Consider the following 16080-nt stretch of genomic DNA (forward strand, 5'->3'; position numbering starts at 1 on the left):
AGATTAAGTTGTTCTAATATTATTTTAGATTTACTCTTGATAAAGCTAACATAGCCTAAAAATAAAGTATCAAAAAGGACTAAGAAAGGTGGAGAATAACTTAACGATTTCGTAATAAATATAGCCTTTAGAAAAATTAGTGCTACTATTGTGTTGAATTAAATTATTTTAAGGGGGACTTATGAGCACTGTAGATAAGGAAAAAACAAAGGGAGTAATTAGTTTATTACCAAAATATTTTTTTAATTTTTGTGGAGCCATATTAATATTTTTAGTAGCATGTATATCACTTTTGCTGATTCAAATTTTTGAACGAACTGAAGGGTTATCTTCAAGTGATATTATTAATGCTATTATATTTTTTACAGGTTATTTTGTAATAATTTCAATATTCTGTAAGATATATAATAATGGAATATTAGAAAATGCTTATAGGAAAATATCTATAAAGAGCCTTCTTGACTATAATAAAAAATATATATTATTAACGTTATCATTGCCAATAATGAGTATGTTATGGGGGTATTTGTGTTCGCACATTACTGAGCAAATGCCATATGGAAATGCTTCTAATATGAAACTTAGTAATATATTATTAATAAGTGCATTTACATTTCGTCCATTGATGGAGGAATTAATATTTAGAGGTGTATATTTTAATATTGCATCTGATTATTTAGATATGAAAAATAATGTAGTTAAAAACATAGTAATAATAACTAATATTATATTATTTATGCTTTTACACACTGAGAATTGGGGTTATTCTAATTACAATATTATTTTATCAGTAATATCAAGTGCACTTCCAAAATTAGTAGGATCAATATCATTAACATATATTTATATTAAAACCAAGGATATAAAATACAATATTATTTTACATATGTTAAATAATTTCCTAGGTGTTATTATATTTTTAAATTAAATATGAATTATTAATTGTAACCTAGGCAAAGATTTTGACGCATACAAAAAAGGCATACACAAAAATGTGTATGCCTTTTTAAATTCCAACAATCTTGCAACTTATACATACTAAAGAATCCTTACTTATATAATAAATCTATAATAGATGGAAATTTATAGAAATGTTCTATTTGAGGTAGAATTATTACTGTGATAGCATTAATAATGCAGTATTTTACAAAATAGGAGGGAAAGTAGTGAATATAGTAAAAAAAGTATTAATAGTAATCTCATTATTAAGCATGTCCATGATAACGGTTGCATGTTCTAGCACAGACAAAGAAGACAATAATGAAATTAAAAGTATTAAGGCATCACAAATAAACGAGGAAATTGATAAAAAAACACAAGTAATAGACATAAGAGAAGAGTACCAATATATAGGTTGGGATAATAAAGAAGGTGCAGGTGGACACATAGATGGCTCTATAGATTTTCCAGCTTCTTGGTTAAACATAGAAAGTAATTCTTCTAAGATAGACATAGAGTTAAAAAGAAGAGAAATTGATAAGTCCAAAAAAACTGTAATATATTCAAACAATGAGGTAGATAAAGAGATATATAATAAATTTAAAGAACTTGGGTTTACGGATTTAAGTATACTAACGGGTGGATTTAATGAGTATGTATCAAAAAAATTACCTGTTGAAAAAATAAAAAATTATGAAACACTAGTTCATCCACAATGGGTATATGATTTGGTTGATGGGAAAAAACCAGATACATTTAAAGGTGGAGAATATAAGGTGGTAGAAATTGCTTTTGGTAAAGATAAGGGTGATTACAATAAAGGTCATATACCATCTGCAATTACAATTGACGATAGTTTAAATCATATACAAGGTGAAAGAATACTTCCAAACTATGATAAAATGAGTGATGAAAAGAAATTTAGTTATTGGAACAGACCTAAGGATAAATGGATAAAACAAAAACTAGAGGAAATGGGAATTACTAAAGATACTACTGTAGTTGTATATGGATTAAATACTACAGCAGCAGCTAGACTTGGTGTAGTTATGAAGTATGCTGGAGTTAAGGATGTACGACTTCTAAATGGTGGCAAAAAATTAATCAATAGTATGAATATGCCTTTAGAAAGTGAAGTTAATGAATATAAGCCTGTTAAGGATTTTGGTAGTGATGTTCCTCAAAATCCAGGAATTTTAATAGATTATGAAGAAGAACTTAAAATGGTAAATGATACAAAAAATTCTGTTATAGCTTCAGTTAGAAGTTTTGTAGAATACAAGGGTGAAAAAAGTGGTTATACTTATATAAAAGATGCTGGTGAAATAAAAAATGCTAGATTTGCATATGCAGGATCTGATCCATACAACATGGAAGATTATAGAAATATAGATGACACTATGTTTAATTATAATCTTATAAAACAAAGATGGGACAAGTGGGGTATAACTTCTGATAAAAATATATCTTTCCATTGTGGAACAGGATGGAGAGCTAGTGAAACTTATTTTTACGCTTTATCTATGGGATACAAAAATATTTGTGTTTATGATGGTGGATGGTATGAATGGCACCTAAAAGAAGATTCTCCTAAAAAAGAAGCAGGTCTACCAGAAGATGCGCCTGAGAGTGAACCTAATTCATTCTTTTAATAAAGGAATTTTATAAAATACATATGTTTTAATAATAAATATAAAAATTAACCCTATAGACTTATAAAGTGCTCCTTTTATGACAAATAGTTGAAATTATAAACTGCTATCATGAAGGGGGCATTTTTTAATGAAAAAAACTATTTATACGTATTTAAAAGTTAATACTGTAAAAAAATAGCAAATTTATAAATCTACCGGTTTTCTACCGAGACATTTATAAGAAAATTAATTATAATTTATTTGTAATAAACTTTATATGAAAAGGGTGGATAAGGTAGTTATGAGGATAGACTTGAAGGAAATAAGAACAAGTATAGGTTATTCCCAAGAGGCATTATCAGCCCAATCTAATGTTTCCGTAACAAATATATACATCATAGAAAACTATAAAAAGCTAGTAAAAAAAGAAACTTTAGATAGTGTGTTAAAACACCTTGGTGTAGAAATGTCTTACGATGAATATAGGTATGCTGTAAATGATAAATCAGTTGAGCATCTAGGGGAATATAAGGAACTTTACAAAAACAAAATATCTAAATTAAAAACAAAAGTAGAGAAGAAACTGCAAGAAGCAGAAGATTTATTGAAAAATGAAAAGTATGAAGAATCTTTAAAAATTTACTTATTATTTTGCAATATATTTGAACATGATAGCAGTTACTTATTAACATGTGCATTTCTTTATAAAAAATCAGGAAGATATCTTAAATCTATTAATTGTTGTAACAAAGTACTTAATAATGATAAAAATAATATAGAAGCACAAAAGATTAAAAAAAGAAGTTTAGCCTTATTGAAAGAGCTAAATTTACAAACAAAAGATAAAATAAAGAGCTACATAATAAAAGATTTACTAGAAAATCATAAAATAAATGAATTAAAAGTTTATATTTCTGAAGTAAAATCAGAAATATATTTATGTGTGCCAATTCTAAAATCAAATAATTAAAATATCATCAAAAAACTGTCATATTAATTTTAATATGGCAGTTTTTTCGATATAACTTCTAAAAATATATTTTATAAACAGTTCAATTAATTACTCTATAATTTTATTAATAAATTTATAAAAACTAAGGAGGAAAAATTATGGAAGCTATGCACAACATTCAACAATTAGTGCCAGTAACAATGAATGATAATGAGGAGGTAGTTATAAGCTCCAGAGACTTGCACAAATATCTTCATATCCAAACAAGATATAAGGTATGGATACTTAGAATGTTGGAATACGGATTTGAAGAAAATGAAGATTATCAAAGGGTTACACAAAAATGTGACACCCCAGGAGGAATCCAAAATCAAACAGATTATATATTGAAAATAGATATGGCAAAGGAAATTTGTATGATCCAAAGAAGTGAAAGAGGAAGACAAGCAAGAAAGCACTTTATTGAAATGGATAAGAAATTTAACTCACCAGAGGCTCTTATTGCCAGATTGCTACAACTAAAAAATAAAATGAAAAATCAAAACACATCACAATTTACAAAGAGTAATACTAAAACTTATCCTAATACAAAAACTTCCACACACAAAAGTGAAATAAGTTCTATAGATTTGTCTACAAACTTTAGAGACACAGCAAAGATAATAGGTATTAGAGAAAACTTGTTTGTAAGCTGGCTACTTCTTAATAATTATTGTTACAGAGATGCATCAGACAATCTCAAACCTTATGCACATGCCATGGAATACTTTACATTTAGGTTTTACACAACACAACATAACCACAGTGGAATACAGACTATGATTAACTCAAAAGGAAGAGAAGTATTTAAAGCTTTATTAATAGATGAAAATGTAATTAATAATGAGAATGTGATTGGAAATGAGAAAACAAAACTATTAAACTAAGGAGAATGAAATGGGAAAAAAATATTATTGGTTAAAAGTTCAAAGAAATTTTTTTAGACAAAAATCAGTGAAAAAGTTAAAGCAAAGTGAAAATGGAAATGAAAAGGTGCTTATATATTTGGAGCTACTTGCTTTATCTTTGGAAAATGACAACAAATTAATATTTGAATATGTGGAAGATACTTTTGCAAAAGACTTAGCCCTTGAAATAGATGAAGACCCAAAGTTAGTAGAAGAAACATTGGACTATTTAAAAAAACAAAATCTTATAGAATGTGTAAGTGAAAGTGAATATGTTCTTTTAGAGACTTTTGAATTAACAGGTAGTGAGGATAAAACTACTAAACGTGTTAGAAAACACAGAGAAAGTAAAAAAGATAATATAATAGAAGAAATTGAAACACATAGTAACAAAAATGAAACACTATGTAACGCAGATGAAACGCATAGTAACAAAAATGAAACGCTATGTAACGCAGATGAAACACATGGTAACAAAAATGAAACGCTAGAGAAAGAGAAAGATATAGATAAAGAGATAGAGAAAGATAAATATATAAACAAAGAAAAAGCATGTGTGACTTATTTAAGTGACAAAACTAAAAAAATAAAAACTGGTGATAAAAACTTAAGCAAAATAACAAAACTTTATGAGTCAAACATAGGGCCTATTTATCCTGCAAATAGGGACTGGTTTATGGAAATATCACAACAAATTGAGGCAGACCTTTTTAACAAGGCCATAGAAATATGCATAGATAAGTCTGTTGTAACCCCGTCTTACCTAAAAGGCATAATCAAAAAATGGACAAATGGCAAGATATTTACGCTAGATCAGTACAAAGCTAACGAAATGGAGCTTTTGAATAAAGAAAATAGGGTAAGTGGGCCTAAAAACAAGAAAATTTCCATGGAAAATCATGAGGATTATGACGAAGAAATTGACAAGGATTTGTTAAAAGAAATGAAAGAGCTTGAAGCTAAGCTTGGAGTAGTGTAGGGGGGAGCAGATGGATGGAAAACTACTTGAAAGAATGAAAAAACTAATGGAAAACTGCAAAACTGAGGAAGATAATTATGACTGTAAAAAATGCAGAGATTTTGGGTATGTATTTGGGAAAAACAGCCATAACTGTGAAGTTGCCATACCTTGTGAATGTTTAGCAAAAAAACAGTCACTAGAAAAATTGGACAAGTGCGGTCTAAGTGAAGCTTTTAAGGGAAAAACTTTTAGCTCTTTTAATTGTGCAAAAAAATATCAAATTAAAGCAAGGCATAGGGCACTTAAATTTTGTAATGACTTTGCAGATAATAATTCATCTCTCTTAATTTGTGGTCGTCCTGGTTCAGGAAAGACACATTTAGGAATAGCTGCCATGCTCAATTTAATAGACCAAAATGTGGGCTGTCGCTATGTGGAGTACAACTCCATGATGATGAACCTTAAACAATGTGTAACAGACGAGGAAAACTTCATAAGAGAAATGAACAAGTACCTAAACCCTAGAGTGCTTTTTATAGACGATTTTTTGAAGGGGAAAATCACAGCAGCAGATCTTAACTATATTTACAGAATCATAAACAGTAGATATTTAAAAAACATGCCACTAATTATTTCGACGGAAAAAAGCATAGATGAAATAATAAACTGGGACGAAGCTGTGGGAAGTAGACTTGTGGAAATGGCAAAAGAAAATATTATAACCTTTAGTGAAGCAAGTAATAACTACAGACTAAAAAACTATACAAACTCACATAATGCCTAGTAGAAAATAATTTAAAATATATTTTAATAAAAAAGGAGGAGAAATTATGGACGTTTTAATAGATGATATACCTTATAACTTACATGCAATGGTGGACATCATAGGAATGGAAAATTTTTTGAAACTAAGTAAACTTTATGGAGGAACTAATGTGTACATACCAGTTTATCACAGAGTAACTATGGGAGAGAGAAACAGAGAAATTGCAAGAACATATAACGGCAAAAACATTAACCAACTTAGAATGAAATATGGAATGACAGAACTACAATTAAAAAGATTAGCGGGCAAATAATGCCTATTCAAATACTATAACAGCATATTAAAGCTGGGGAACTGTCATATTATTGGAATAATATGGTATAATATACTATGAATCAGATAATATATATTATCTGATTTTCATGTACATTACATATAAAAAGGGGGGATAAGAGTGGGTATTGAAACTTTTCCTTGGTTTTATTTTGTAGTTGTAGTAGTTATTGTAATTGGATATTTTGGTGTAAGGAATTATAAAAATAATAAAAAATAATAAACTACTATTTTGAGTATGTGAAAAATTTGTAAATAACAAAACTCAACAGCCTTCTATGATAATATTTAACTATTGTAGGAGGCTGTATTTTTATGGTGTAAATAAAACAAAAGGCTTATAGGTTCCTTTGTACCGATTTTCAGCAACATATGTACAAGTAAATATATATAATATAAATATATACAAAATAGATTGCCTGGAGGAGTTAAGGTTATGAAAAATACGGTTATTGATGGAGATTATAAAAATTGCTTAATTAAATATGACAAGGGGAAATTAACATTAGAAAAGGAAAATTTAAATCTAGATATTTCTAATGATATAATAGAGGAATATAAATTAATACATACAATTCATAAAAGAAATATTTTGGATATAATTGCTAGGTTAGTTATAGCTATATACTTAGCGGGACCTGTAGGAATTCTCGCAATATTTACATCAAATATGTATATATCTTATCATATTGTCAGTTTAGAGTTTAAAGACGGTAAAAAAAGTCTGCTAAAAATAAATAATAGATTATATGAAAAATTCATAAATTTATTGAGTAATATTTAAATGTATATTGACACATGAAACAGGTCTTTAAATTGTAAATATCATAAAAATCAGGTAGATAAGATTTATCTACCTGATTTTTATATTACTACTTAAGTTTATTTTAAGACTCATCAAAATCTTTATACAGACTATATTTATCATTTAAAACATGATAAATTCTTTCCATATCTTCTGTGTACAATGCTTCAACAAGATCTTCATATGTAAAGCTTACTCCTATGCCACAATTGGAACTTATTTTTCTAGGAACTGGCGAAGTTTCGTTTGAAATGTTTTTTCTATTAAGCAATCTAGAAAACTTAATTGCTCCAGAATGAGTAAAAAATGTAGTAAAGTACTTCATTTTATTTTGTACCTGTTACTAGAAAATCATCATCTTCTATTTTTTCTATACTTACATTGTAGCCAGCGTTTTCCATATATCTTTTCACATTCATACAAGCTGTGTTATTATCAACTAATACTTCAACACCATGAACATTTTCTTCCAATGCTTTTTTTGTTATAAGAACTGGTTGAGGACAAGAATATCCTCTTGCATCTACTTTTTTAGCCAACTTTAACATCTCCTTTCTCTTTTACCTTCGCTTTTCCTATTTCTGAACTAAAGTATGATATTAATGCAAGAACAACAAAGCATATTATAACTGCTATTTGTCCATTTGGAGTTGGACCTTTTGGAGATGCTGCCAGTTTGAAGTTGTGAGCAAATGCGCCACCTACTAACAGTCCAAGGATTGTAACAACAGAATCAATATTTCCTTCTCCAGCTAGTACTAATTGTCTCATAGGACAGCCACCTAGAAGAATTGACCCCCATCCAACAACTATCATACCTAAGAAATTCCATAATCCATCATTGTGAGCAACTGGTTGCTGCGTAAATCCTGGAGTGAAAAATCCAAATACAAGATTTCCAACAAAAGCTGCTACTAGCATTGCTAAAAATCCAAGTATTAAATAAGAATCTTTAAATAATATTAAGTCTCTTATTCCACCAACCATGCAAAGTCTAGTTCTTTGGCATATGATACCAACTGCAAGACCTATACCTAGTGCTACAAAAGCTGGTGCATGTTGTGAACCTGGTCCTTCTTTTGAGAATATTAATAATGTAGAAGATGTGATTAACATTACAAATAAAACCACATTTATAATTGGAAGAATATATCCTTCTCCCTTAGTTTGTTTATAATTTCGCTTTAATGAGAATCCCCTATTTAAAAATACTATTCCAATAACTATACCTACAGCAAACCCAGCTATACCAAATATAGCATTGAAATCACCGCCTGCTAATCTTAGTACCATTCTTGTAGGACAACCTAAAAACATTAGTGCCCCTATCATTATCATAAATCCTAAGCAAAATCTAATAAAAGGTGAAGAACCTCCACGAGATGCAAATTCTTTTTTAGTAACAGCTATTATAAATGCTCCCAGTATCATCCCCATTATTTCTGGTCTTGCATATTGTACTATTCCTGCACTATGTAGTCCTAGTGAACCGGATATATCCCTTATGAAACAGGCTATACAAATACCCATGTTCTTTGGATTGCCTAAGAGCACAGAAATTACAGCTAATAAACCTATAATAGCTCCCCCAATAATAATATTTCTTTTTTCTTTCATATACTACCCTCCTAAAATTACAATAATTATTTCAATTAATATGGTATCACAATAGAATAGGAAATAAATGGTTTAGAAACAGTATGCAAAGATTCAATATAATGGCGATGATTATAGAAAAAAACTATAAGCCCTTTATATATAAAGAGTGCTATATTAAATTTGAGAGATAATAATAGGAGGGTATTAATGAGAAAAATTTATTGTGATAATGGAGCTACATCTTATCCAAAAGCGCCTTTAGTTGGTGACTCCATGATTAATTATATAAATAATATTGGTTGCAACGTAAATCGAGGGGCTTATTCATCTTCTTATGAAGCAGAAAACATAGTCTACGAAACTCGAGAACTATTATGTGAACTATTTGATTTTGACAAAGCTGAAAATTCAATAATAACTGCTAATATTACAGCTAGTTTAAATATGGTACTAAAGGGACTACTTTGCCCGGGGGATAACGTTATAGTATCTTCCATGGAACACAATGCTGTTATGAGACCTTTAAGCTCACTAGGAAAAAAAGGTGTGACAATTACTAAAGTGCCTTGCAACTCTTTAGGAGAAATAAACATAAAAGATATTCAGTCATCTATAACCCAAAAAACAAAGGCAGTAGTTATGACTCACGGATCTAATGTTTGTGGAACTTTGCTTCCCATAAATGAGATTGGTCAAATTTGTAAAGATAATAATATAATCTTTATTGTGGATAGTGCTCAAACTGCTGGAATAGTAGATATAAGTATGAAAAAAAGTAATATCGATATACTATGTTTTACTGGTCACAAAGGTCTTCTTGGTCCACAAGGAATAGGTGGTTTTTTGATTAGAGATGAAATTGTACCTTTAGTAGATTCTCTTATTGAAGGTGGGACAGGAAGTTTGTCAGAAGAAGAAATTCAACCTACATATATGCCAGACAAATACGAAAGTGGAACTGCCAATATTCCTGGAATATACGGTCTAAATGCGTCTTTAAAATACTTAAAAGAAGTAGGGACTAAAAATATATATGAAAAAGAAATGTATTTAACAAAGAGATTTATAGATGGTATTTTATCTATTGATGAAAGCTTATTAATAGGTAAAAAACACACAGAAAATAGAACTGCTGTAGTTAGTCTTGATTTTAAAGATTTGGACAACGGCATAGTCTGTCATCAGTTGGACAAGACTTATAATATTCAAACAAGAAGTGGTCTTCATTGTGCTCCATCTGCTCACAAAACTCTAGGAACTTTTCCAAATGGCACAGTAAGATTTAGTTTTGGACATTTTAATACAGTGGAAGATATTGACTATGTGCTTGAATCAATAAGAAATATAATAAGTAGTAAAAGTCACATGTAAATAATATATAAAAAATTCGCTTCGCTTGAGCGACGTGTCGGCGAAACACTTCATGTCGCCAACGAGATGCCTTTGAGCAACGTGTTGGCGAATCATTTTGCTATCGCTTTAAGCCACTGCGTGGGCGCTATGAAATTTCAGGCAACGACCTTGCTCAAAAATAAGGGGTGCACAAAAATGTGCACCCCATTGTCATTGTCTATATTTACTTTATCTATTCATTTTAATAATATTGTTGGACAGCTCATTTATACTATCTGTCAAACCTTGCATCTTTCCTTCAATTCTCACCAATAAATAAAGGGAAATTGCAATGGGAAAACCAAGATTTGAAATGATAGATTGAATATTATCCATATATATCACCCCAGACTATACTTCCAAATCGTACTCAGTAGTTGTAGAATCAACCACTTTAGCAGATACACAAGTTGATATATCATAACCTTTTGGCTGGAAGATATTTTTATCCTTTATTAAGTTCATAGCATCTATTATTTCCTGTTCACCAAGGTCCTCCCTTGGATCTTCAACAGCAACAGAAAAGCTGTTTCCTAAAGTATTTTTAAACGTCATTACAAGTATTTTTTCATCCATATTTTAACCTCCTAAATTTTTTAAGTAACTCGTTGGCTCTATGAAGTGTAGCGCCCACGCAGTGTATTGAGCAAAGCAAATTTTACTACTCTGATAAAGAAGAGTTATCCACTCTGTTTGTGCCAGCTAAAGTGTGCTGTTGCATAGCTGCTAGAACATTTACTACAGCCATAATATCCTCATTTGAAGCACCTGATTTTATACTGGAAAAAGTCTTAGTTTTTACTATTCTGTCTCCATTTAAATTGGTACCATGATCAAATTTAACCTTTATAGATGACGCATTAGGTGTTGAAACAACTGCCATATTATTACCTCCTTAAATTTTTTAGCAACGGATTTATCCGAAGCGCTAGCAAGGATATATCGCCTAGGATATGAGCCTTGCGAATTTTATTTGTGAGCTCACTTTCTACTTATATAATATAAGAAGGATTTATATTATAGTTAGATACAACTTTTGTAACTTAATTTGTAAATGAATTTTGTAATTATTTAAATTAAATAGTACATAAATATACAAAATACTATATTATATATAATTGGAGACAATTTGGATGTTATATTTACATATAGGAGGTATTTATGAGATTTTTAATCAAAATGATAATATGTATAATAATTATCATAATAATAGGAATGATTGCAAAAGGAAAACTCATCTTTATAAAAGATAAGGATAAATCTAGGAAAAGAGATTACATAGTGAAAACCTTATTAGTGTTAGGTTTTGTGTTAGGGCTTGTTTTTGCATTTTTCTCAACATGGTATGTGGAATTCTTTGGGAAAATAACACCAGAGCAGCTTTTGTTTAATTTAAAAGCACCACTTAAAGGAACTGAATTCGGCATGACAGAGGAAATACTTAAATCACCAGTGTTAAGTATTGTTATTTGTACCATACCATTTTTAATTGTTATTAATTGGAAATATAATGTTTTCCTGATTAATAAAAATAATGAAAAGAAAACTATTTTGAATAAAAAAAGAGTGAGAATTATATCTATACTTTTATCAATTGTTACTATGATAGGTGGAGCAACTTTTGGTATTAATAAATTACAACTTCAAAATATTGCCAAAGCTTATTTATCATCATCCACATATCTAGCTGATAATTATGTGAATCCTAGAGATGTGAAGATGACTTTCCCAAACAAAAAGAGAAATTTAATTCATATTTATTTAGAATCAGTGGAAAATTCATATTTATCTAAAGAATTGGGCGGATATATGGATGTGAATTTAATGCCAGAATTAACAGAGCTTTACAAAGAAGGTTTATCTTTTTCTAATACGGACAAGTTTGGTGGGCCTCATACTACATATGCATCTGAGTGGTCAGTTGCAGCTATGATAAATATGGACATGGGACTTCCATTAAAAATTCCTATGGGACGTAACTCTTATGGAAAAGATGGTAGTTTTTTACCAGGAGCTGTTGGCATAGGAGATATCTTACAGGCGCAAGGTTACAATCAAACGATAATGTTTGGAGCAGATGCAGATTTTGGAGGACTTACAACTTATTTTACAACCCATGGCAAATTTAATATATTTGATTATAAAGCAGCAAAGGAAAAAAACTTAATACCTAAAGATTACAATGTATGGTGGGGATTTGAAGATGACAAACTTTATGAATATGCAAAGGATGAAATAACTAGACTTTCTAAGGATAACAAACCATTTAATTTTACAATGGAAACAGCAGATACCCATTTCCCTGACGGTTATTTATCAGAAAAAGCTGAGAATAAACATGATTCTCAATATGCCAATGTTATTTCTTACTCTACAAAAGAAGCAGTTAATTTTGTTAAATGGATTCAAAAACAGCCATTTTATGAAAATACTACAATAGTTATAACTGGAGATCATCCAAGTATGGACAAAAAATTCTTTAAAGATTTTGATTCAAATTATGAAAGAACTATAGTTAATTTAATACTAAATGCTCCTATAACTACTGATAATGTAGCGAATAGACAGTTTGCACCATTTGATATGTTTCCTACAATTCTTTCTACTTTAGGAGTGGAAATTGAAGGAGATAGATTAGGTCTTGGAACTAATTTATATTCAAACAAGAATACTATTATAGAAGACCAAGGAATTGACAGTGTAAATAGCGCACTGGGGTATAATAGTGATTTATTTAATGATGAATTTATGAATGATAAGAAGAACAGTACTTTTAGTAATGATCTAGTAACATATAAATAATCTTAAAATATATTTAAGCAAAGATAATGCCATTAAAATCCATTTATTTAGATTCTAATGTCATTATCTTTTCTTTTTTTAAGGGGAAATTTTAGAACCAGCTTGAGTTCTATTAAAAAACAATTTGTTGACAATAAAACTTGGCAAGTGTTATAATTTTGATAAGAAAACTTGGCAGAAAGGATGTATTAAAATGAAAAAAGAAGATATACTAATGAAAAGTCGTGAAGAAAATAAAAATGGTGATGAAATGGAATTAAAAATTCAAGAACGTAGCGAAAGTTATGCTTTTAATGTAACCCTTGGCGTATTTGGATTACTAACAATAATTGCTTTTATATTAAAAGATTTTATGGGATACAGGGACATTAATATAGATTATTTTGTACTTGTACTTATGATAGGAATGGGTAGCAAAGGTGCAACAGAATATTTTTATAATAGAGAAAAAAAGATATATTTAATTTTAAGCATAATAATAGGTGTTGGAGCTGTAACAAAAATTTTAACTTTGTTTGAGGTGATATAATATGGAAACTCCACTAATCTTACATAATAACTTAAAAAAAATCAGAAAAGAAAAGGGATTATCTCAAAGAGAGCTAGCCCAGCTTATTGGAGTTTCAAGAAATACCATAAGTTCAATTGAGACAGGGCAATTTAATCCAACAGCAAAGTTGGCTTTAATTTTATGTATTGCCCTAGATAAAAAGTTTGAGGATTTATTTTATTTTGATTAAGTGTATTAGTGCTTGAAAACACATTTGGTAACATTAAAATAAATACTGTAGTTTTAAAATTTTTCTTTTTTATCTTCTGATTTATCTTTATTTAATGTATCTTTTAATTGTGATTCAAGTTCTATAACCTCATTAAAAGTATTCTTTAACTCTTTGACTAATGGATTGTTACGAAGATCATAGACTTTTTTTAAAATTACTTCTTTTTCTGCAATTTTGTACATATCATTACCATATGTTTTTTTATACATAGATATTTTGTCATCAATTATTTCTGACTGTTGACTAAATTCTTTAGCCAACTTTTCAGTGGCCTTTAATTCAATATGAGTTTCAGATATTTTTTTGTCTATATCTTCAAGAGTAAGCTGTCCTTCACTAAGTAAAGTCTCCTCTTCATCAAGTGAAGTTTCTTTTTTGTTATCTTTATTTTCAATCATGCCTTTTATTTCGCTAAGTTGAGATAATTTATGCTCCAAAGACTCTTGGAGTTTTTTATTTATACTTGAATTGTATGTAGCGTCTAAGTTTTCCATAGCCAAATGTTTGCCTTTACTAATTACATGTAATTCTTTTGATGATATATCTATGTTTTTATTGTTAATACCATTAGTTTGTATTTTTTTTAATGAACTACTGTTGTAACTTTTTAACAGAGTATTACCACTATTTATATTTAAAATATTCATATATTCACCCCCATTATTTAATAAATACTTTCTAAATATGATTCATTATAAATGTACGACGTATAAAAATTTATCTTTAGTAAATTCCCTTAAAACGTAAAAACATGGTAAGGTTTTTCTAATAATTACAAAGTGATTCTATCTCTTTTAAGAGATTGTCCATATAAAAAAGAGATAGTCTTTTAAAACTATCCCTTCATTTTTTTACTTTTTTTTATTTGATGAATTATGGATGAAAGTTACTACTGCTATTATAATGGCACTAAGAACTCCAATCAAGACAAATAGAATTCCTGCTGGAATTAGTCCAAAAGGCTCTACAAGTCTTCCATCTTCCAACACTTTTGTTCCTATGATATTATAGGCTACAAAACAAATTAAACCAATCAATCCTGATACCATGCTAAAAATATATTTTTTCATTTTTCTTCTCCTATTCTCTATACGCTAAAATATCTCCTGGCTGACATTCCAAAGACTTGCAAATCTTATCTAAAGTTTCAATCCTTATAGTCTTTGCTTTTCCATTTTTTTATTTTCTTTCCATCCAGAAGAAATAGCATTTTTATGACAAACTTTTTTACATTCTCCACAACGAATACATTCTGGCGAATTAATATTTTTTCTTATATTCACCTGTATTTTACAGGTTTTTTCACATTTTCCACAACCATTACATTTCGTGTAATCTACAGACATCTGATAAAAACTAACTTTTTGAAATAGGCCATAAAGTGCACCTAAAGGACATATATATTTACAAAATGGTCGGTAAATCATTGTTGACAATAAGACTATAATAAGTAAAATCAACATTTTCCACTGAAACAATATTCCAACAGCTCCACGTAGTGATGGATTGGTTAATAGCAAGGGAATTGCTCCTTCTAATGTACCTGCAGGGCAAATCCACTTACAAAAGTGTGGCATTCCCATTCCATATTGGTTAGTTAAAACAACAGGTAAGATTAGGACAAATACTAGCAAAATAATATATTTTAAATATATAATTTTCTGGTCTAGTTTGCGTGGAATATTTATCTTTTTTATTGGTATTTTGTAAAGCAAATCCTGTACAAACCCAAATGGGCATAAAAACCCACAAATCAATCGTCCAAATAAAATTCCAAATAATGATATTAACCCTACAGCATAGTAGGTCATTTTGTAATCTCGATTTCCTAATACTGACTGCACTGCACCTATAGGGCAGGCTCCCAATGCACCTGGGCAGGAGTAACAATTTAATCCCGGTACACACAAATATTTTCCAGAACCTGTATAAATCTTTCCTTCCAAAAACCCTCGTATATATCCATTTGTAAAAACCGCTACTAAGAGTTGTATCCAATTTCTTTTATTCATATCAACCGATTCCTATACATTCCATACAAATATTCACTGCTTTAGAAAATATAACTTCTGCTTCTCCTCTATAAATCCCCAATCCAATAAACATCACTGAAACTCCTAAAATAAGCCATCTTGTTTTTTGTGTCTTTGTACAAAACATTAGTTTTA

At 29.4% G+C, this 16080-nt stretch carries 23 protein-coding genes; 12 read left to right on the forward strand and 11 right to left on the reverse strand.

What is annotated here, in order from left to right:
* Positions 1-181: 181 nt before the first annotated feature.
* From JW646_RS16640 to JW646_RS16675, 8 genes are all read left to right on the forward strand, one after another.
* On the forward strand, positions 182-928 hold the full coding sequence (locus JW646_RS16640; RefSeq protein WP_228415718.1) for a CPBP family intramembrane glutamic endopeptidase: 747 nt from the start codon (positions 182-184) through the stop codon (positions 926-928).
* Positions 929-1166: 238 nt separating this feature from the next.
* The gene (locus JW646_RS16645; RefSeq protein ID WP_228415719.1) at positions 1167-2591 is read left to right on the forward strand and encodes a sulfurtransferase; all 1425 of its coding nucleotides are present in this window, start codon (positions 1167-1169) and stop codon (positions 2589-2591) included.
* A 283-nt stretch (positions 2592-2874) separates the two neighbouring features.
* Positions 2875-3543: a helix-turn-helix domain-containing protein gene (locus JW646_RS16650; protein ID WP_228415720.1), complete on the forward strand. Its 669-nt coding sequence runs from the start codon at positions 2875-2877 to the stop codon at positions 3541-3543.
* Positions 3544-3683: 140 nt separating this feature from the next.
* Positions 3684-4451: an antA/AntB antirepressor family protein gene (locus JW646_RS16655; RefSeq protein ID WP_228415721.1), complete on the forward strand. Its 768-nt coding sequence runs from the start codon at positions 3684-3686 to the stop codon at positions 4449-4451.
* Between the two features lie 10 nt (positions 4452-4461).
* A complete protein-coding gene (locus JW646_RS16660; RefSeq protein WP_228415722.1) occupies positions 4462-5451 on the forward strand; it encodes a phage replisome organizer N-terminal domain-containing protein in 990 nt (329 codons plus the stop codon).
* A gap of 10 nt (positions 5452-5461) precedes the next feature.
* Positions 5462-6217 (forward strand): ATP-binding protein, encoded by a 756-nt coding sequence (locus tag JW646_RS16665; protein WP_228415723.1) that lies wholly within the window; start codon positions 5462-5464, stop codon positions 6215-6217.
* Between the two features lie 46 nt (positions 6218-6263).
* On the forward strand, positions 6264-6512 hold the full coding sequence (locus JW646_RS16670) for a Mor transcription activator family protein (RefSeq protein ID WP_074916114.1): 249 nt from the start codon (positions 6264-6266) through the stop codon (positions 6510-6512).
* 456 nt (positions 6513-6968) lie between these two features.
* A complete protein-coding gene (locus JW646_RS16675) occupies positions 6969-7316 on the forward strand; it encodes a hypothetical protein (RefSeq protein WP_074916116.1) in 348 nt (115 codons plus the stop codon).
* Positions 7317-7419: 103 nt separating this feature from the next.
* Here JW646_RS16675 and JW646_RS16680 read toward each other — a convergent pair whose 3' ends face one another.
* The 3 genes from JW646_RS16680 to yedE are packed head-to-tail and all read right to left on the reverse strand — an operon-like array spanning position 7420 to position 8954.
* Positions 7420-7662 carry a DUF3343 domain-containing protein gene (locus tag JW646_RS16680; protein ID WP_074916118.1) on the reverse strand — a complete coding sequence of 81 codons (243 nt, stop codon included), beginning with the start codon at positions 7660-7662 and terminating at the stop codon, positions 7420-7422.
* Between the two features lies 1 nt (position 7663).
* Positions 7664-7885, reverse strand: coding sequence for a sulfurtransferase TusA family protein (locus JW646_RS16685; protein ID WP_074916122.1), 222 nt, complete (start codon positions 7883-7885; stop codon positions 7664-7666).
* Positions 7869-8954: a YedE family putative selenium transporter gene (gene yedE / locus JW646_RS16690; protein ID WP_228415724.1), complete on the reverse strand. Its 1086-nt coding sequence runs from the start codon at positions 8952-8954 to the stop codon at positions 7869-7871. Before yedE ends, JW646_RS16685 begins: the two co-directional genes overlap by 17 nt.
* A 189-nt stretch (positions 8955-9143) precedes the next feature.
* On the opposite strand from yedE, the gene JW646_RS16695 reads away from it, so the two are divergent.
* On the forward strand, positions 9144-10307 hold the full coding sequence (locus tag JW646_RS16695; protein WP_228415725.1) for an aminotransferase class V-fold PLP-dependent enzyme: 1164 nt from the start codon (positions 9144-9146) through the stop codon (positions 10305-10307).
* A 210-nt stretch (positions 10308-10517) separates the two neighbouring features.
* Here the strand turns inward: JW646_RS16695 and JW646_RS20300 are convergent, their stop codons facing one another.
* The 3 genes from JW646_RS20300 to JW646_RS16710 form a co-directional block, all read right to left on the reverse strand.
* Positions 10518-10664 carry a YvrJ family protein gene (locus tag JW646_RS20300; RefSeq protein ID WP_228415726.1) on the reverse strand — a complete coding sequence of 49 codons (147 nt, stop codon included), beginning with the start codon at positions 10662-10664 and terminating at the stop codon, positions 10518-10520.
* 15 nt (positions 10665-10679) lie between these two features.
* Positions 10680-10904 (reverse strand): DUF2922 domain-containing protein, encoded by a 225-nt coding sequence (locus JW646_RS16705; RefSeq protein WP_074916130.1) that lies wholly within the window; start codon positions 10902-10904, stop codon positions 10680-10682.
* An 85-nt stretch (positions 10905-10989) separates the two neighbouring features.
* Entirely contained in the window at positions 10990-11211 is a 222-nt protein-coding gene (locus JW646_RS16710) for a DUF1659 domain-containing protein (protein WP_074917986.1), read from the reverse strand.
* A 278-nt stretch (positions 11212-11489) separates the two neighbouring features.
* On the opposite strand from JW646_RS16710, the gene JW646_RS16715 reads away from it, so the two are divergent.
* From JW646_RS16715 to JW646_RS16725, 3 genes are all read left to right on the forward strand, one after another.
* The gene (locus JW646_RS16715; protein WP_228415727.1) at positions 11490-13130 is read left to right on the forward strand and encodes an LTA synthase family protein; all 1641 of its coding nucleotides are present in this window, start codon (positions 11490-11492) and stop codon (positions 13128-13130) included.
* A 193-nt stretch (positions 13131-13323) separates the two neighbouring features.
* Positions 13324-13659, forward strand: a complete 336-nt coding sequence (locus tag JW646_RS16720) for a DUF6442 family protein (RefSeq protein WP_148556561.1) — start codon at positions 13324-13326, stop codon at positions 13657-13659.
* A 1-nt stretch (position 13660) separates the two neighbouring features.
* Complete coding sequence (locus JW646_RS16725) at positions 13661-13870, forward strand: helix-turn-helix transcriptional regulator (protein WP_074916138.1); 210 nt, start codon at positions 13661-13663, stop codon at positions 13868-13870.
* A gap of 53 nt (positions 13871-13923) precedes the next feature.
* On the opposite strand, the gene JW646_RS16730 is transcribed toward JW646_RS16725, so the two are convergent.
* From JW646_RS16730 to JW646_RS16750, 5 genes are all read right to left on the reverse strand, one after another.
* Entirely contained in the window at positions 13924-14559 is a 636-nt protein-coding gene (locus JW646_RS16730; RefSeq protein WP_228415728.1) for a hypothetical protein, read from the reverse strand.
* A gap of 204 nt (positions 14560-14763) precedes the next feature.
* Positions 14764-14982, reverse strand: a complete 219-nt coding sequence (locus JW646_RS16735; protein ID WP_228415729.1) for a DUF3955 domain-containing protein — start codon at positions 14980-14982, stop codon at positions 14764-14766.
* Positions 14983-14992: 10 nt separating this feature from the next.
* Entirely contained in the window at positions 14993-15070 is a 78-nt protein-coding gene (locus tag JW646_RS16740) for a helix-turn-helix domain-containing protein (RefSeq protein WP_083399380.1), read from the reverse strand.
* The gene (locus tag JW646_RS16745; RefSeq protein WP_228415730.1) at positions 15067-15924 is read right to left on the reverse strand and encodes a 4Fe-4S binding protein; all 858 of its coding nucleotides are present in this window, start codon (positions 15922-15924) and stop codon (positions 15067-15069) included. The genes JW646_RS16740 and JW646_RS16745 overlap by 4 nt, the downstream gene beginning before the upstream one ends.
* Position 15925: 1 nt before the next feature.
* Entirely contained in the window at positions 15926-16072 is a 147-nt protein-coding gene (locus JW646_RS16750; RefSeq protein ID WP_175487623.1) for a CD1871A family CXXC motif-containing protein, read from the reverse strand.
* Positions 16073-16080 lie beyond the last annotated feature (8 nt).

Source organism: Terrisporobacter hibernicus, from assembly GCF_020809405.1.
Classification (GTDB): Bacteria; Bacillota; Clostridia; order Peptostreptococcales; family Peptostreptococcaceae; genus Terrisporobacter; species Terrisporobacter petrolearius.

Bases quoted from the DNA above. Each gene is read 5' to 3' on its own strand.
- JW646_RS16715 (WP_228415727.1), top strand. From the start codon at position 11,490: ATGAGATTTTTAATCAAAATGATAATATGTATAATAATTATCATAATA.
- JW646_RS16710 (WP_074917986.1), bottom strand. From the start codon at position 11,211: ATGGCAGTTGTTTCAACACCTAATGCGTCATCTATAAAGGTTAAATTT.
- JW646_RS16680 (WP_074916118.1), bottom strand. From the start codon at position 7,662: ATGAAGTACTTTACTACATTTTTTACTCATTCTGGAGCAATTAAGTTT.
- JW646_RS16745 (WP_228415730.1), bottom strand. From the start codon at position 15,924: ATGAATAAAAGAAATTGGATACAACTCTTAGTAGCGGTTTTTACAAAT.
- JW646_RS16720 (WP_148556561.1), top strand. From the start codon at position 13,324: ATGAAAAAAGAAGATATACTAATGAAAAGTCGTGAAGAAAATAAAAAT.
- JW646_RS16655 (WP_228415721.1), top strand. From the start codon at position 3,684: ATGGAAGCTATGCACAACATTCAACAATTAGTGCCAGTAACAATGAAT.
- JW646_RS16705 (WP_074916130.1), bottom strand. From the start codon at position 10,904: ATGGATGAAAAAATACTTGTAATGACGTTTAAAAATACTTTAGGAAAC.
- JW646_RS16675 (WP_074916116.1), top strand. From the start codon at position 6,969: ATGAAAAATACGGTTATTGATGGAGATTATAAAAATTGCTTAATTAAA.
- JW646_RS16735 (WP_228415729.1), bottom strand. From the start codon at position 14,982: ATGAAAAAATATATTTTTAGCATGGTATCAGGATTGATTGGTTTAATT.
- JW646_RS16695 (WP_228415725.1), top strand. From the start codon at position 9,144: ATGAGAAAAATTTATTGTGATAATGGAGCTACATCTTATCCAAAAGCG.
- JW646_RS16640 (WP_228415718.1), top strand. From the start codon at position 182: ATGAGCACTGTAGATAAGGAAAAAACAAAGGGAGTAATTAGTTTATTA.
- JW646_RS16665 (WP_228415723.1), top strand. From the start codon at position 5,462: ATGGATGGAAAACTACTTGAAAGAATGAAAAAACTAATGGAAAACTGC.
- JW646_RS16670 (WP_074916114.1), top strand. From the start codon at position 6,264: ATGGACGTTTTAATAGATGATATACCTTATAACTTACATGCAATGGTG.
- JW646_RS16650 (WP_228415720.1), top strand. From the start codon at position 2,875: ATGAGGATAGACTTGAAGGAAATAAGAACAAGTATAGGTTATTCCCAA.
- JW646_RS16750 (WP_175487623.1), bottom strand. From the start codon at position 16,072: ATGTTTTGTACAAAGACACAAAAAACAAGATGGCTTATTTTAGGAGTT.
- JW646_RS16685 (WP_074916122.1), bottom strand. From the start codon at position 7,885: ATGTTAAAGTTGGCTAAAAAAGTAGATGCAAGAGGATATTCTTGTCCT.
- JW646_RS16730 (WP_228415728.1), bottom strand. From the start codon at position 14,559: ATGAATATTTTAAATATAAATAGTGGTAATACTCTGTTAAAAAGTTAC.
- yedE (WP_228415724.1), bottom strand. From the start codon at position 8,954: ATGAAAGAAAAAAGAAATATTATTATTGGGGGAGCTATTATAGGTTTA.
- JW646_RS20300 (WP_228415726.1), bottom strand. From the start codon at position 10,664: ATGGATAATATTCAATCTATCATTTCAAATCTTGGTTTTCCCATTGCA.
- JW646_RS16725 (WP_074916138.1), top strand. From the start codon at position 13,661: ATGGAAACTCCACTAATCTTACATAATAACTTAAAAAAAATCAGAAAA.
- JW646_RS16660 (WP_228415722.1), top strand. From the start codon at position 4,462: ATGGGAAAAAAATATTATTGGTTAAAAGTTCAAAGAAATTTTTTTAGA.